At 67.2% G+C, this 14,914-nt stretch carries 8 protein-coding genes; 5 read left to right on the top strand and 3 right to left on the bottom strand.

Translation table 11 applies throughout. From position 1 onward, the window contains the following. Positions 1–127 precede the first annotated feature (127 nt). From MCBG_RS13690 to MCBG_RS13680, 3 genes are all read right to left on the bottom strand, one after another. Entirely contained in the window at positions 128–1,411 is a 1,284-nt protein-coding gene (locus tag MCBG_RS13690; protein WP_223201212.1) for a hypothetical protein, read from the bottom strand. Beyond that, the gene (locus tag MCBG_RS13685) at positions 1,357–2,241 is read right to left on the bottom strand and encodes an inositol monophosphatase family protein (protein WP_043326017.1); all 885 of its coding nucleotides are present in this window, start codon (positions 2,239–2,241) and stop codon (positions 1,357–1,359) included. The genes MCBG_RS13690 and MCBG_RS13685 overlap by 55 nt, the downstream gene beginning before the upstream one ends. 321 nt (positions 2,242–2,562) lie before the next feature. After that, entirely contained in the window at positions 2,563–3,273 is a 711-nt protein-coding gene (locus tag MCBG_RS13680) for a hypothetical protein (protein WP_043330571.1), read from the bottom strand. A gap of 192 nt (positions 3,274–3,465) precedes the next feature. On the opposite strand from MCBG_RS13680, the gene MCBG_RS13675 reads away from it, so the two are divergent. From MCBG_RS13675 to MCBG_RS33015, 5 genes are all read left to right on the top strand, one after another. Continuing rightward, entirely contained in the window at positions 3,466–5,484 is a 2,019-nt protein-coding gene (locus tag MCBG_RS13675) for a DUF2075 domain-containing protein (protein ID WP_043326015.1), read from the top strand. Positions 5,485–5,604: 120 nt separating this feature from the next. Further along, on the top strand, positions 5,605–9,714 hold the full coding sequence (gene pglW, locus MCBG_RS13670; protein WP_043326013.1) for a BREX system serine/threonine kinase PglW: 4,110 nt from the start codon (positions 5,605–5,607) through the stop codon (positions 9,712–9,714). Further along, entirely contained in the window at positions 9,711–13,232 is a 3,522-nt protein-coding gene (gene pglX, locus MCBG_RS13665; protein WP_043326011.1) for a BREX-2 system adenine-specific DNA-methyltransferase PglX, read from the top strand. Before pglW ends, pglX begins: the two co-directional genes overlap by 4 nt. A 13-nt stretch (positions 13,233–13,245) precedes the next feature. Next, the gene (locus MCBG_RS13660; protein WP_157560782.1) at positions 13,246–13,419 is read left to right on the top strand and encodes a hypothetical protein; all 174 of its coding nucleotides are present in this window, start codon (positions 13,246–13,248) and stop codon (positions 13,417–13,419) included. A gap of 2 nt (positions 13,420–13,421) precedes the next feature. Further along, positions 13,422–14,894 (top strand): HNH endonuclease, encoded by a 1,473-nt coding sequence (locus tag MCBG_RS33015; RefSeq protein ID WP_198033299.1) that lies wholly within the window; start codon positions 13,422–13,424, stop codon positions 14,892–14,894. Positions 14,895–14,914: the final 20 nt, after the last annotated feature.

Here is a 14,914-nt window from a genome sequence, read left to right as displayed (position 1 = left end):
GCAACTCCCCGCGCTCGGTGCCGGTGAGCACCGCGTACGCGGGCTCGTCGCGGCGGCCGGTGTCCGCCTCGATCGCCGCGCGCTCCAATCGTCTGGCCGCGCGGATCGCCTCGACGCGGAATTCACCTCAGCGTCCTGCCCGCTTCCACGCCCGATAGAACTCTCTGTACAGGAATCGCTGTACCGGGGTGCCGGTCGCAGAGACCTGCTTGCCGATCACCCGGGCACCGATCCACATTCCCGAAACCTTCGGGATTCCCGGCACCGACTCAGCCACGGACGCCACGCCATTCACGAGTTCCTGCTCTACCGTCGACAAGGCGATCTTGCGTAGCCCGAGGCGTTCGAGTAGTTGCTTCTTTGCTTCGTCGATGTCCCGCGCAAGGCGTAGGTAGTCCTCGTCGGTGACGCACCTGGCGACAGCTGCCCGTAGGTCGGCTGCCTTTTTTCGATACTCACCGATGCGGTTGACGACCAAGTCGACCCACGCGTTGTCTCCCATTTTGCCGGTTTCCGACGCCTGCCAGAGTCGACCGCCGAGTAGTGGTAGTTCCAACTCAAGCAACCGCACCTGATGGGTGTCGCTCTCACTTACGGCAGTGGCGAGGGATTGGTGGATACCGCGAATAGCCTTGATGACGTCGAGTACGACTCCTTCGGCCGCGCCCTCGCGGGACAGGTCGAAGGTAAGGAGGAAGTCTCTTCGAATGGGGTGTGCTTGGTATGAAAGCCCCGTGGCGTCCGCTCTCGACCGGTACTTGAGCCCTCGTGCAAGGGTGGCTGCGACGTAGACCTCCTCACCTGGCGGAGCCATCGACCGCAGTGGACCCCGCAGGACGATTGAGGCTGCTCTCGCCCACTCACCGAACGGGTCATCCTCAACGCCGTCCGACGTCGCGATCCGATCCGCGTGATGGCCGGCCACCCGGACATGGGCGGCCTGGAACGTGGACCAGCCGTGGATGCGCTTCGAGAGCGAGTTGCGAGGCCCCGGCATGGCGTCGTCGCAGACGAGCGCCTGCTCGATGAACTGCCCGAGCGCCTGGCTCCCCTGCCAGCTCTGCAGATCCTGAAGAGCAGACTCCTCAGCAGTCCGAGCGGTTCGGCTCTCATCGGCATCCAGTTGTAGCGGATGGAGTAGCTCTGCCTCCGCCAACGCCCGTAGCAGGAAGGGTTTTGTGCCGAAATCCGCAGCAGTGGGTCGAGCGAGCACTGGGTGGGCAACCCATACCCGGTCCATGAAAATCAAGGACTGGATCAGTTCGACGAAGGCTTGGCGCGCGAACGGATCACCGGGTTGCACGCGGCGGTTCTGGGCGGCGATGAAGTCATCGGCACCGATGATCGACGTTACGTCTACGAGGACTTCGGTGTTTCGGTGCGGGAGTCCCGCGCCAACTCCACGAACCACTTGACTGCCTCCGGACGACCCATCACGGTGCTGGCGAAAGCCGGTTCTGGCTGAGCGAGCGTATCGATAGACACTGGTAAGCGCTTGTTTCCCTCACCGTCTGTGCACATTAGACCGACGATCTCACCGAGGCACAACCCCGCCAAGCCATCCCAGACCTTCTGTTGCTTGCGATGGAAGAGGTCGAAACGTGGGGCCCCGTCTACATGATCTGTGAGATCCAGCGCTGTGCGGAGCATGTCGAGCGTCTGTGACGTGGTGCGGGTCTTCAGCCGGTAGCCAGCCTTCACCATGGCCGACTCGTAGGGCGGTGCCTCGGACCCCGAACTGCGTGTCAGAGATGCGACAAGTGCGGGCTCGGAATGGTTGTTAAGCATCGCGGGCCGACCGTTGACGAGGATCGTGCTGTCGGCTCGGGATGCTTGCACGACGACCGGCGTGCGGCCGGTACCGAGTTCGGGAGCGACGATGAGCGCGGCGACTGGCGTCCGCTGTTCTAACAGGCATACAACGGAGCAGAACTCGGCGCTCCTCGGATGGACGAACTCAGCCGTACCATCGATCGGATCGATGATCCAGATCCGCGCAGGCTCCTCATCGATGCCGGGCCGCCAACTACCGCTACCCGACTCCTCCGCTAGGACACGGGCAGCAGGATCCAAGGCGCGGATCTTGGCCATGATCAGCTGTTCAACCGCGAGGTCAGCTTCGGTGAGCAAAGTCTGGTCGGCCTTCTCCCGTACATCGAGCTCCGCGATCCGGGACCGATTGGCAGCAAGGATGTCCAGAAGCTCCGTCGTCAACTCGGACCACAGTTGCTCAAGATTCATCGACTCTCCTACACGTTCGTGTGGGACCAGCCTGCCAACGGAGGCCCATCCTTTCACCACTATCCCTGTCTGCGGAAAGGAGCGACCGGCTCGCCGCGCTTCCTCGCGGCTCCCCTTCGTGCGAATCGGCCAGCAACTGGTTCAGCAGGGTCCCGATGCAGCCGCTGCCGATACCGGTTTACGCCTCGCCATTGGTCGGGGATCCTTCGCTGGAGCGGGCCCGGCACACCGCCGCGAACCACCCGGGCGCTGACCCTGACCCTGCGTCGGCACGCCCGTTGGTCGCACCCGCCCACCGTTGCCGAGTACGCCACAGGGCTTCTAGTTGGGGAGGGCGGCGAGGCCGGCCAGCAGGTCCCATCGCTCGGCCTCGGTGAGCACCACGTACGCCGGCTCGTCGCGGCGGTCGGTGTCCGCCTCGATCGCTGCGCGTTCTGGGCCGTCCGGCAGCGTACGGATCTCGTCGGCGGTCAGCCCGGCGGCCCGCCACGCGGCCCGGTGCGCGTCCGCACGGTGGTGCCGCAGCGAGCCCAGCCGGGTCACGAGCAGCAGCGCCGGGGAGGCGCCCGCCGGCTCGTACGGCGGGGACATCGCCCGGAACACCGGCCCGCCGGTGGCCTGCGCGTGCGTCAGCACCCGGCCGACCAGGTCGGCGAGCCGGGGCACGATGCCCAGGCCGGGCAGTACCCCGGGCAGCATGGCCCACAGTTCCTCGGCGGCCTCGCCGGTGGCCCGCTGGGCGAACAGCGTCAGTTCCCGGCCCAGTTCGGTGAGGTGCCACGCGCCCTCGGCGTCCCGGACGACGACGCCCTGCTCCAGTTCCTCGTCCATGCTGCCGGACGTGTAGATCAGGCCGTCGGCCAGCGCCTCGGCGGGCATCGGCCGGGCCAGCACACCGGAGAAGAAGCTGTTCTCCGCACCGAGTGTGCAGCCCCGCTCGGCGTAGAACGCCTCCATCCGGGCGCGAGCTGCCCAGCGGGCGCCAACGTAGACCCGGTCGATCGCCGGCCGGACCAGTCTCGAGTAACTCACCGTCGTCTCCACGCCGCCAGACCCTAGCGACCAGAAGGCGTGTCATGTGGCCGAGTGGATGCGGCACCTTGATGAATGGGTGGCCTCTGTCCAAAGGAGGCCGCTAGAGTGGCGGGCGGTTCAGCGGATCGACGGGCTTCCCCCGGGACATGCCCCCACCGCACGAGATCTTCGTGCCTGGGGGCCACTCAATTGCTCGCCTTTCAGACCAGCGCCACGCAGATCCTGGACCTGGCGAGGGAGGCGCAGCTCGCCGAGCAGCTGAGGGCTCATCTCGCTCGGGCTGGCTTCCGGATTTCAGACAGTGAGCAATCGTCCTGGCAGCAGAGTCTTCCAGCATTGGCAGTGGAGCTCGTCGGCGCTGGTCTTGGGGCACTCGACCTGCTCGTGGAGTGCCAATTGCCACGTAGCAGCAAGCGTATCGACGTCATCCTCGCTGGCATGGAGCCACTCACCCGACGCCCGGCATACCTCGTCGTGGAGCTCAAGCAGTGGAGCGCTGCGACCACCTACGACGAAGTTGAGAAATTGGTGCAGGTGCCGGGCATGGCCGAGCCCCAGGTCCATCCTGCGGTACAGGTTGAGAACTACTGCTCATACCTGACCGACTTCCTGCCTATGTTCGCCGAGTCGCCCGACCGGGTGCACGGCCTGGCGTACCTGCACAACGCGGAGCAGCGGCACATTCCGGCACTGATCAAAGAGGATGATGAAGACCGAAATGACCGGCGAATGGTGTTCACCAGCGACCGTACCGAGGAGATGCGCCGCTATCTGAGCGGACGGTTCGCTCCCTGGCGGGACGAGGCGGCCGCACGAGCGTTGCTGACGGCCACAGTGCAGCCCAGTCGACGACTCCTCACCTTCAGTGCGGAGGACCTGGACAGCCGACGGCATCTTGTCCTGCTCGATGAACAGCGCGCGGCCTATGAACTGGCTATGCGCGGCATGCGTTGGGCGGACCAGGGCCGGCGGAAGCGAGTGGTGCTGGTCGCGGGCGGGCCCGGCAGCGGTAAGAGCGCCATCGCCTTGACGCTACTCACCGACCTGGCACGGGAAGGTCGATCGGTTGCCCACGCAACCGGGTCCAAGGCGTTCCGGGAGAGTCTGCGGCGGTACGCCAGGAGCCAGCCGCGCAGCCCCGACCAGCGCACCGCAGCGCTGTTCCACTACTTCATGGACTTCATGGATGAGCCGGCCGACAGCCTGGACGTGTTGATCTGCGACGAGGCGCATCGGATCCGCGCCCAGTCCTCTCGTGGCAGCCGCCGAGGACGAAAGCCGCAGGTCCGGGAACTCATCGAAGTGGCAAAGGTGCCCGTCTTCCTGCTCGACGACGATCAGGTGGTGCGGCCAAACGAGGTGGGCAGCGTTGCGATGATTCGTGACGCGGCGGAGCGGCTGGACCTTGAGGTCGACTTCGTTCATCTCGGGGCCCAGTTTCGGTGTGGTGGCAGCCCACGTTACGAACGATGGGTGCGGCACCTGCTGGGCCTTGCCGAAGGTCGTCCGTACCGTTGGAGCGGGGACGACTCCTTCCGGCTTGCCCTTGCCGCCTCACCGAGTCAAATGGAGATGTTGCTACGCCGTACCCACAACCGGAAGGCGTCGGCGCGCATCTCGGCCGGTTTCTGCTGGCCGTGGACCGAAGAGCCGCGGGGTCGGGACCTCGTCCAGGATATCCGCATCGGAGCCTGGTCGAAGCCGTGGAACGCGGCCGGCAAGCATCCGCCCCGGGGCATTCCGTCGAGTTCCTTCTGGGCCATCGACCGGGCCGGCTTCGAACAGGTGGGATGCATCTACACAGCACAAGGTTTTGAGTACGACTGGTCGGGTGTCATTCTCGGCCCGGATCTGGTGTTCCGGAACGGCAGGCTGATCAGTCAACCGTCGGAGTCACATGACAGCGCCATCTTCGACCGGCGGCGGCGAGTCGCGGCAAGGGATGCCGATCGGCTCATCCGTAACACATACAAGGTCCTGCTCACACGCGGGATGCGGGGGACGCTGATCTACTCGGTAGACCCGGAGACTCAGCGATTCCTGGCCTCACTGGTGCCTGCCGCGCAGGTGCCGCGAGCGTTCGTGGCCGAAGGGGTACAGCGGATCGGAGCGCCCGCCGACGAGACTTCCTCCGTACCGGATCGGTCGTCCGGGCAGAACCTGAGCGCCCCGAGTACGGGCACCAGTGGGTCTCACGGCGCGGGATGAGAAAAAGTGTCGGATATTCGACTTTGTCGCTGTTCGACGGCCGGTACCGTGCACCGGATCCAACACAGTTGAATACGTGGGGAGTGGCCGTCATGACTGCGCAGATTCGCTTGGTGCGTCATGCGTGAGGACTCGCCGCGCTGGCAACAGATCAATCCCACTGCCTACCTGCATGAACAGGACGGCCTTCGGGAGTTGGCTTCGTATCTGCCGGACGCCGAGCCGTATCACGTCTGGGCCAACGTCGAGTTCGTCGGCACCGATGGCTCCATCAACGAGATCGACGCCCTGGTGCTCACCCGCAGTGGCCTCTACGTGCTCGAACTCAAGCACTGGCAGGGCCGGATCTCGGGCGACGGCCAGCGGTGGCGGCATGGCCGATCCCACGTGGACAGTCCACTGATCCTGACCAACCGCAAAGCCAAGCGGCTGCGCAGCGTCATCGGCCAGTACGCCCCGCCCGGCGCCCGGATCCCCTTCGTGAACGCGGCAGTCTTCCTGCACGCCCGCAACATGCGCTGCGAGCTGGACGACATCGGGCGTCAACACGTCTACGGGCTGGACGACAACAACAGCCAACTGCCCAGCCTCAAGCAGATGCTGCTGGCGTCGCCGGCGGATTCTCGCCATCTCGTCGACGCGGTACGTGCCCGGCAGATCGTCGAGCTGGTGCGCGGCGCCAAGATCCGGCCGTCGGTGGCCGAGCGGCGGGTCAACCAGCTCATGCTGCACCAGCGGCCCTTCGCCGAGGGCATCGGCTGGCAGGACTTCCTCGCCGACCACACCGTGGACACCTCGCTGCTGCGGCGGGTGCGGTTCTACCTGACCAGCCGCGCGGCGGAAGAGGACGTGCCCGCCATCCGGCGGGCCGCCGAACGCGAGTTCCGGCTGTTACAGGGCATCCACCATCCGGGCATCGCCCGCGCGCTGGACCTGGTCGACCACCCCTGGGGTCCGGCGGTGGTTTTCGACCACCGGCCCGAGTGGCAGCGACTCGACCAGTGGCTGGCCGAGCGGGACGGCCGGCTCCAACTGGCCCAGCGACTGCAACTGGTGCAGGATCTCGCCGAGATTGTGGGGCACGCCCACTCGCGTCGGCTGTCACACCGCTCGCTGAATCCCCGGGCGGTCTACGTCTGTGACCCGGACAGCGCCCGTCCCATCCTGGTGGTCACCGACTGGCAGACCGGTGGGCGGCTGCCCGGCACTCGGATGACTTCCCTCGGCTCGCCCACGGACCCGGCCTCGCTGGAGCTCTTCTTCGACGACTCGGTCCGGCGCTACCAGGCACCTGAGGCAGCAACCCTGGACGACCTGCCAGGCCATCAGCTCGACATGTTCTCGCTCGGGGCGCTGGCGTACCGGATCTTCACGGGCGTGGAGCCGGCGGCGTCGGCGGAGGAACTTGTCGCGGCGGTGGCCGGCGGTGGACTGCGGCTGGACGCGGTCGCCGACGGCATGCCCAAGGCGCTTGTCGAAATCGTCTACGACGCCACCCAAGGCGACCCGGGGTCGCGGATGCGGCGGGTCACTGACTTTCTCGCCGGCCTGGAACTGGTCTGGGAGGAACTGACCGCGCCCGAGCCGGAGCCGGTGGTGGATCCGTTGCGCGCCCACCGCGGTGACGTACTCGACGGCGGGCTGACGGTGCTCGGTCGGCTGGGCAGCGGCTCCACGGCGGTCGCCCTGCTGGTGACCGAGGACGCCGGGTCGGACCGGCGGCCGGTGGTGCTGAAGGTCGCCCGGGACGAGCAGTACGCGGAGCGCTTCGCGGCCGAGGCCCGCGCCGTGGACAAGCTGCGGGACTCGCGAGTTGCCGCGCTGGTGCGTGGCCCGGTCAAGGTCGGCGGCCGGACCGCGCTGCTGCTGGAGAACGCCGGTGAACGCACGCTGGCCGAGGACCTGCGCGGCGGTCGACTGGCGCTGGACCTGCTGGAGCGGTACGGCCGGGACCTGCTGGAGATCGTCGCCTTCCTGGACGGGCAGGGCGTGTGGCACCGGGACATCAAACCGGCGAACCTGGCATCCCGCCCCCGTCCGAAGGACAAGCAACCGCACCTGTGCATCTTCGACTTCTCGCTGGCTGCGGTCCCGGCCGACCAGCTCACCGCCGGCACCACCGCCTACCTCGACCCGTTCCTCGGCCCGCCGCGCCGGCTGCGTTACGACGCCGCCGCCGAGCGGTTCGCCGTCGCCGTGACGCTCTACGAGATGGCCACCGGGACGCTGCCCCGCTGGGGCAACGGCGCGAACCCGGCCGCGATCAGCGACGAGGTGACCCTCGATCCGGCGGCGTTCGACCCCTCGGTCGCGGACCGTCTGGTCGCCTACTTCGCCAAGGCACTGGCCCGGGACACGGCGGATCGATTCGACACCCTCGACGAAATGACCGACGCGTGGCGGGCGGTGTTCCGGGAGATCCCCGAACCGATGCCGCCCACCGACGACACCGGTGGGCCGGCGCCACTGAGCCGGGACTCGTCGCTGGAAGCGGCCGAGTTGACCGCCCGCGCCCGGTCGGCCCTGGAACGCCTCGGCATCGGTACCGTCGGGGAACTGCTGGACGCCGAGCCGTCCGCGCTGACCCGCGCCCGGGGCGTGCCGGACGCCACCCGCAAGGAGATCCTGGCCCGCAGCCGGGAACTGCGCGACCTGCTCGCCACCGACGCGCCGCCGTCTCCCGCCAGCCCGGACGCGCAGCACGTCGAGGCGCTCTGTGCCACGTTGCTCCCGCCCGAGACCGGTCGGACCTCATGGCACCGCACGGCCGTGCAGGTGCTCCTCGGGCAGGCCGCCGACGAAAAGGGTCACTACCTGCGCTGGCCGTCCCAGGCGGACGTGGCGCGGGTCGTCGGCAAGCAACAGCCGCAGATCTCCATCCTGCTGCGGCGGGTCCTCACCCGCGACTGGCAGCCCAACCCGGCCCTCGGCCTGATCGGCGACGAGATCGTGGCGTTGCTGGACGCGCGGGGTGGGGCGGCCTCCAGCGAGGAGATCGCCGAGGCGTTGAACGTCACCCGCGGCTCCTACACGGCCGAGCCGAAGCGCACCGCGCAGGCCATCGGCCTGGTGCGCGCCGCGGTGGAGACCGAGCTGGCCCGGGGCGGCGACGCGCGGCTGGCGATGCAGCGACTGCGCGGCGGCGACACCGTCCTGATCGGCCGGGAGCCGGACGACCCCGGCACCGAGCGCACGGCCGACGACCTGCTCGGATACGTGACCCGTCTGGGCCGCCGGGCGGCGGCCCTGGCCGGCGCGGACCCGTTGCCCAGCCGCAGCCGTGCGGTGGAGGAGCTGCGTGCGCTGGAGACGCCGCCAGCCGGGATGCCGCCGCTGAACGAGGCCCGGCTGCTCCAGCTCGCCGCCGCCGGTAGCGGCGGCGAGGCCGCCGTCAACGCGCAGGGCCAGCTCTACCCGGCGGAACGGATGACCGCCGAGCGTGCGCTCCGTCTGGCCGCCGGCGCGCTCGTGGGTCAGAAGCTCGACCCCGAGACGGTACGCGCCAGAGTGCGCGCCCGGTTCCCCCGCGCCCAGGAACTACCGGCACGGCCGAAGCTGGACGAACTTCTGCGGGAGATCCCGCTGTTCTGGGACGCGAGTACCGGCCGTTACGTCCCGCCGGACCGCACCTCGTCGCTGACCGGCACCCGCTCGGTCAGCACAGTTGGGCCGATCCTGACGCCGGGCGCCGCCGCCCGGGCCCGGCGGCGGCTCGCCGAGGTGATCGACCGGCGCGGCTTCCTGGTGGTGCTGACGTCGATCCGGCGACCGGGCCGCGCCCGCCAGGCCCTGCTGGACCGCTACGACCTCACCGAGGTCGACGTGACCGCGGTCATGTTGGAGCGGCTCCGTGCGCTCGGCTTTCCCTGGGAGACGATCGTCGCCGCCGATACCGGCTCGCCGACGGACGCTGACTTTCGCTCCCTTGTGGAGCTCTTCCAGCACGAGGTGATGCCGGCGGTCCAGACCGCGCTAGCCGAGACCGAGCGGCCAGTGCTGATCACGGAGGCCGCGCCGCTAGCCCGCTACCAGCAGTTGCAGCTGGTCCAGGAACTGGCCGACCCGACCCGTCCCCGTCCGGCCGCCCGGTTACTGCTGGTGCCGGTGCGCCGCACCGAGCCGGTGCTGCTCGACGGGCAACAACTACCCCTCACCTCGCCATCCAGCCAGTCGCTGTGGTTGCCGGACGAGTGGGACACCCCCATTTTGGAGAGGACCGCCCCCCGATGATTCCGCTGAAGGCGTTGCAAACCCAGGTCACCGCCCTCACCGACGACCTGCGTGGGCGGGTCACCGCGGACTCCGAACTGGAGTCGTCGCTGCGCAAGGAACACGCCCAGGCGACCGAGGCCCGGCGTACGGCGGGGACGTTCGAGACCTGGCTGGAAGACGTCCTAGACCAGGCGGCGGTGGCCTGGGTGCTCGGTTGCGTGTTCGTCCGCTTCTGCGAGGACAACGAACTGGTCGAGCCGCTCTGGCTCGGCGGCCCGGAGCCGGTTGCGCCGGTCGGCCGGGCCATGCAGCACCGCCAGCAGCACCTGATCGACAACCCCCGGCACAACGACCGGCACTGGCTGCGCGAGGCGTTCACCTACCTGCGCGGGCTGCGCGCCACCGGCAAGATCTTCGACGAGCACAACCCGGTGTGGCGGTTCGACATCTCCGGCGCGGCGGCGGAGAAGCTGTCAGAGTTCTTCCGGCGCGGGCCGGGTCTGGTATCGCTACGCGTCGACGACCTGAACACCCGCTTCCTCGGCGACCTCTACCAGGACCTGTCGACGCACGCGAAGAAGACGTACGCGCTGTTGCAGACCCCGGAGTTCGTCGAGGAGTTCATCCTCGACCGCACGTTCGAGCCGGCGGTGCGCGAATTTGGCTTACCGGAGACGTCGGTCATCGATCCGACCTGCGGCTCGGGGCACTTCCTGCTGGGCTCGTTCGGTCGGCTGGTGCGCAAATGGCGGGAGCGCGAGCCCGCCACCGATATCCGAGTGCTGGTGGAGCGGGCGCTCGGCCAGGTCACCGGGGTGGACATCAACCCGTTCGCGGTGGCGATCGCCCGGTTCCGGCTGCTGATCGCCGCGATGAAGGAGTGCGACCTGCGGTCGCTGGAGCGCACGCCGTCCTGGCCGGTCCGGGTGGCGACGGGCGACTCCCTGTTGCAGTGGGGACGCAAGTCGCGGCACCAGGGCGACCTGATCGCGATGTTGGAGGGGCAGAACGCCTTCGCGTACGCCACTGAGGACGCCGACGTGCTCGCCGACTACCTGCGCGAGGGGCAGTACACCGTGGTGGTCGGCAACCCGCCGTACATCACTGTCGCTGATGCTGCTCGAAATCGCTTATACAGGAAGATCTACGAAACCTGCTCGGGAAAGTACGCCTTGACAGTCCCGTTCGCTGAACGCTTCTTTCAGTTAGCGAAGCGTGGGGATGAAGTTGGAATGAATGCGGGACATGTAGGTCAGATTACCGGCAATGGGTTTATGAAGAGAGAGTTCGGCAGGAATCTCATCACGCAGTTCTTCAGTGAAATGGTGGATCTGGCTGAAGTAATTGATACGTCGGGTGCCTACATTCCGGGGCATGGAACGCCAACCGTGATCGTGGTAGGGCTTAATCGACTAGCAAGTAGGCGCTATAGTGGGCGGATTCGGGCTGTATTGGGGATCCGTGGGGAGCCTTCTGTGCCAAATCCACCTAGCTCTGGCCGGGTTTGGAAGGCGATTGCCGGACAGATCGACAACCCAGGCTCAGAATCTGCTTGGGTTACTGTTCTAGACCTTGACCGCCAAAGATTGGCTACTCATCCGTGGAGCCTCTCTGGTGGTCAATCACCGGCCCTGATGGCGCATATTGACAAAGTGAGGACGGCCCCGCTGTCCGACGTAATCGCTTCTGCTGGTATCACCAGCTTTACTCTCGGCGACGATCTCTATATCCAGCCAGCCGGGACCTTCGCTCGTGGGGCTGTGCCTAGCGAATATACGCGACCCATGGTTGTCGGCGAGGATATTCGAGACTGGGGCCTTCAAGCGTCTGAGTTTGCGGCATTCCCCTATGACGAGGACCTCCGCCCTGTTGATCCTAGTGGCGGACTGCTCAGGTTCCTGTGGCCAGGAAAAGCGCACCTATCTAATAGTAGAATGTTTGGTAATAAATCCAAAGTCGAGGCAGGGCTTCGGTGGACTGAGTATGGTCGCCTGACCGTGGCTAAACTCAAGGTCCCGCACTCTATAGCGCTCGCGTTCGTGTCGACCCATAACCAATTTGTGCTAGACCGGGGCGGCAAAGTGTTCAAACAGACGGCACCGGTGCTCAAGCTGCCGCAGGGGGCAACGGAGGACGAGCACCTTCGCCTGCTCGGGTTGTTGAACAGCTCCACCGCCTGCTTTTGGCTTAAGCAGGTCAGCCATAACAAGGGCAGCACAGTCGATCAGCGTGGTGCTAGGCAGACGACTATCGCCTGGGAGAACTTCTATGAGTTCACCGGGACGAAGCTTCAGGAGTTTCCGCTGCCGGCGGCGTACCCGTTGGAGCGGGCGCGACTGCTCGACTCGCTTGCGCAGCGGCTTGCCGGCCTGACCCCGGCGGCGGTCGCGGGGTCCGGGGTGCCGACCCGGGAGCGGTTGGCGGCGGCGCAGGCCGACTACGACGACACCCGGGCGCGCATGATCGCGTTGCAGGAGGAGTTGGACTGGGAGGTCTACCGGCTCTATGGGCTGCGTGACGACGACCTGACCTGCGCCGAGCCGCCGCGACTTAAGCTGGGGGAGCGGGCGTTCGAAATCGTGCTGGCTCGAAAGGGGGCCGAGCCCGAGTGGTTCGCGCGGCACGGGTCGACGCCGATCACTGAGCTGCCGGCGCACTGGCCGGACGACTACCGGGCGCTGGTCCAGCGGCGGATCGAGGCGATCGAGTCCGACCGGAACATCGCGTTGATCGAGCGGCCGGAGTGCAAGCGGCGGTGGGCCACCGAAGGCTGGGACGCCATGCAGGCCAAGGCGCTGCGTGACTGGCTGCTCGACCGGTTGGAGGCACCCGAGCTGTGGGGCGACCGGCCGATACCGCAGTCGGTGGCGCAGCTCGCGGACGGGGTACGCCACGACGACGACTTCCGCGCGGTGCTGGAGTTGTGGACCGGCCGCGACGACTACGACCTGACGAAGACGCTGGCGAAGCTGGTCGCCGACGAGCACGTCCCCTTCCTGCCCGCCTACCGCTACAAGCCGTCCGGCTTGCGCAAGCGCGCGCAGTGGGAGCGGACGTGGGCGCAGCAGCGGCTGGAGGACGCGGGCGAGGACGTGGACATCAAGGTGCCGCCGAAGTACACGTCGGCGGACTTCGCCAAGACGTCCTACTGGCGGGCGCGCGGCAAGCTCGACGTGCCGAAGGAGCGCTTCATCTCGTACCCGAAGGCGGGTCGCGACGGTGACGGTACGGAACTGCTCGGCTGGGCGGGGTGGGACCACCTCGCCCAGGCCCAGGCGCTGGCGACCGTCTACCTGGATCGCAACCTGCAGGCTGCATGGCCGGCGGAACGCCTGCTGCCGTTGCTGGCGGGCATCGCGGAGCTGGAGCCGTGGCTGCACCAGTGGCACACAGAGGAGCGGCCCGACTTCCCCGGCATCCCGGCCCAGTTCTTCACCGACCTCATCGACACCGAACTGTCCCAGCTCGGCGCTGACCGGCCAGCTCTCCTGACGTTGCGAGGGCTTGGTGGCCATGCCGGCAATCGCGGCGAGTAGCAGGAGCGGGAACATGAGCAACCAGGCAAGTCTGGGCGGTTTGTACGACGGCTTCGAGGGCTACCGCAATGTGGAGCGAGCGGATCTCGATCAGGTGCTCCGAACAGGCATCGTCGCGCGCAGCGGCAAGGCGGATGGCTTTGTCGTGCCGCGCTCGATCGTCGACAACCCGGGCGATGGAGAGTAGCCGTGCGGGACCGTGAACGACGTGATGCCGGATACCGACCGCAACTGGTGTTGCAACTGCGGGGCGGCGCAAGGGTGCGCGGCCCGGAGCACTACCAACACTCCATCATTCGAGGCGTACGGCTCGCCGAGATTGCGGCGGAACTGGGGCCCGAACTGCCGGCACTGCAGCGGCTCTATCCGGACGGCGTCGCTCGCCTATGGGGGTCGACGCCGACCCAGCAGGTCAACAACCCCAAGGCGCGTGCGCTCCGTGAGCGCAATGCCGGCGACCACGTGCTGTTCTACGCCGACAAGGTCTTCTACGCCCGCGCCCGCATCCTGCACCTCTTTCGAAGTCAGGCCGTCGCGAAGCGGGTGTGGCAGACCGACGACGAGGGCCAGACCTGGGAACACATCATGGCGCTGGGGGCGATCGAACAGCTCGCTCATGCCTTGCCGGCCGAGCCCGTACTGCGTCAACTCGGACTCCCTTTTCCGCTGCGGAGTCTCACGCTTGTCGACGCTGACGGATACGACTCGATCCTGCCCTTCCTCCCGAATGTGCCCGGCATCGGCTCGTCGCACGGTCGGACCGCGCGAAAGCGGATGGGCCGTAAGCAGTTCTTCCGTGTGCTGCGGCAGGTGCTCGACGAGAGCAGCGACGGCTCGGCGCCCGGCATACCGCTGGCGATGCTGTGGGCGATCGGGCGGACGGCTGCCGCTGCGGAGCCGAGCAGCCACGCGGACACCCTCACGTCCCTGGAAGCGTTCCTCGCACGTCACGGCGGCGCGGACAAGCAATCGCTGCTGCCCTTGATCGACAGCGGGCTGTGGGAACACAAGCAGGCACAGGAATGGGAGATCGACCGCTCCGGCTTCCACGGTGGTCGGGCATCGAGCGCTCCGGACGCCGCCACATCTGACTTGTCGGCAGACGTCGCCGGGCTGCTGGCCGACGTCGACATGCGGGGGCGCGCCGTGGCGATGCTGTCCCGGACGCTGACCTCCAACGTCGACCGCGCCGCGGTGCTGGCTCAGGTAGGGCTCGCGGGCTACGACTCCGCAGCCGGCACGCTCGAACCGAACCTCTTCGCGCCCACCGGCTCGGGTAATCCGGCGGAGAGACAGCTCGTCACGATCGACCGCATCGTCCGCAGCAGCCGGGATGCGAAAGCCGTGAAGCAGCTCCATGGCCATCGGTGCCAGATTTGCGGAGTCCGGCTGGAGATCCGGGACGGCTACTACAGCGAGGCGGCGCACATCCGTGGGTTGGGCAAGCCGCACGACGGTACGGACGACCTGAGCAACCTGCTCTGCCTCTGCCCCAACCACCACACCCAGTTCGACTTCTTTGCCCTCTACATTGATGAGAAGTTCACGGTGCGACGGACGAGTGACGACTCGCGGATCAGTGAGCTACGTCGGCACCCGCAGCATCACATAGACCAAGCTCATCTCCGGCATCATCGCCGATTCTGTGGCCTCCCAAAGTGACGTCCCAGGCGCAGGTGACT

It is taken from the genome of Micromonospora sp. M42, assembly GCF_000568915.1.
In the GTDB taxonomy this organism is placed as follows: domain Bacteria; phylum Actinomycetota; class Actinomycetes; order Mycobacteriales; family Micromonosporaceae; genus Micromonospora; species Micromonospora chalcea.
Note: the sequence above shows the minus strand (reverse complement) of the source record. Positions and strands in the feature narration are given on the sequence as shown.

Excerpts from the sequence above, each read along its gene's own strand:
- pglX (WP_043326011.1), top strand. The coding sequence starts at position 9,711 with ATGATTCCGCTGAAGGCGTTGCAAACCCAGGTCACCGCCCTCACCGAC.
- MCBG_RS13660 (WP_157560782.1), top strand. The coding sequence starts at position 13,246 with ATGAGCAACCAGGCAAGTCTGGGCGGTTTGTACGACGGCTTCGAGGGC.
- pglW (WP_043326013.1), top strand. The coding sequence starts at position 5,605 with ATGCGTGAGGACTCGCCGCGCTGGCAACAGATCAATCCCACTGCCTAC.
- MCBG_RS13685 (WP_043326017.1), bottom strand. The coding sequence starts at position 2,241 with ATGAATCTTGAGCAACTGTGGTCCGAGTTGACGACGGAGCTTCTGGAC.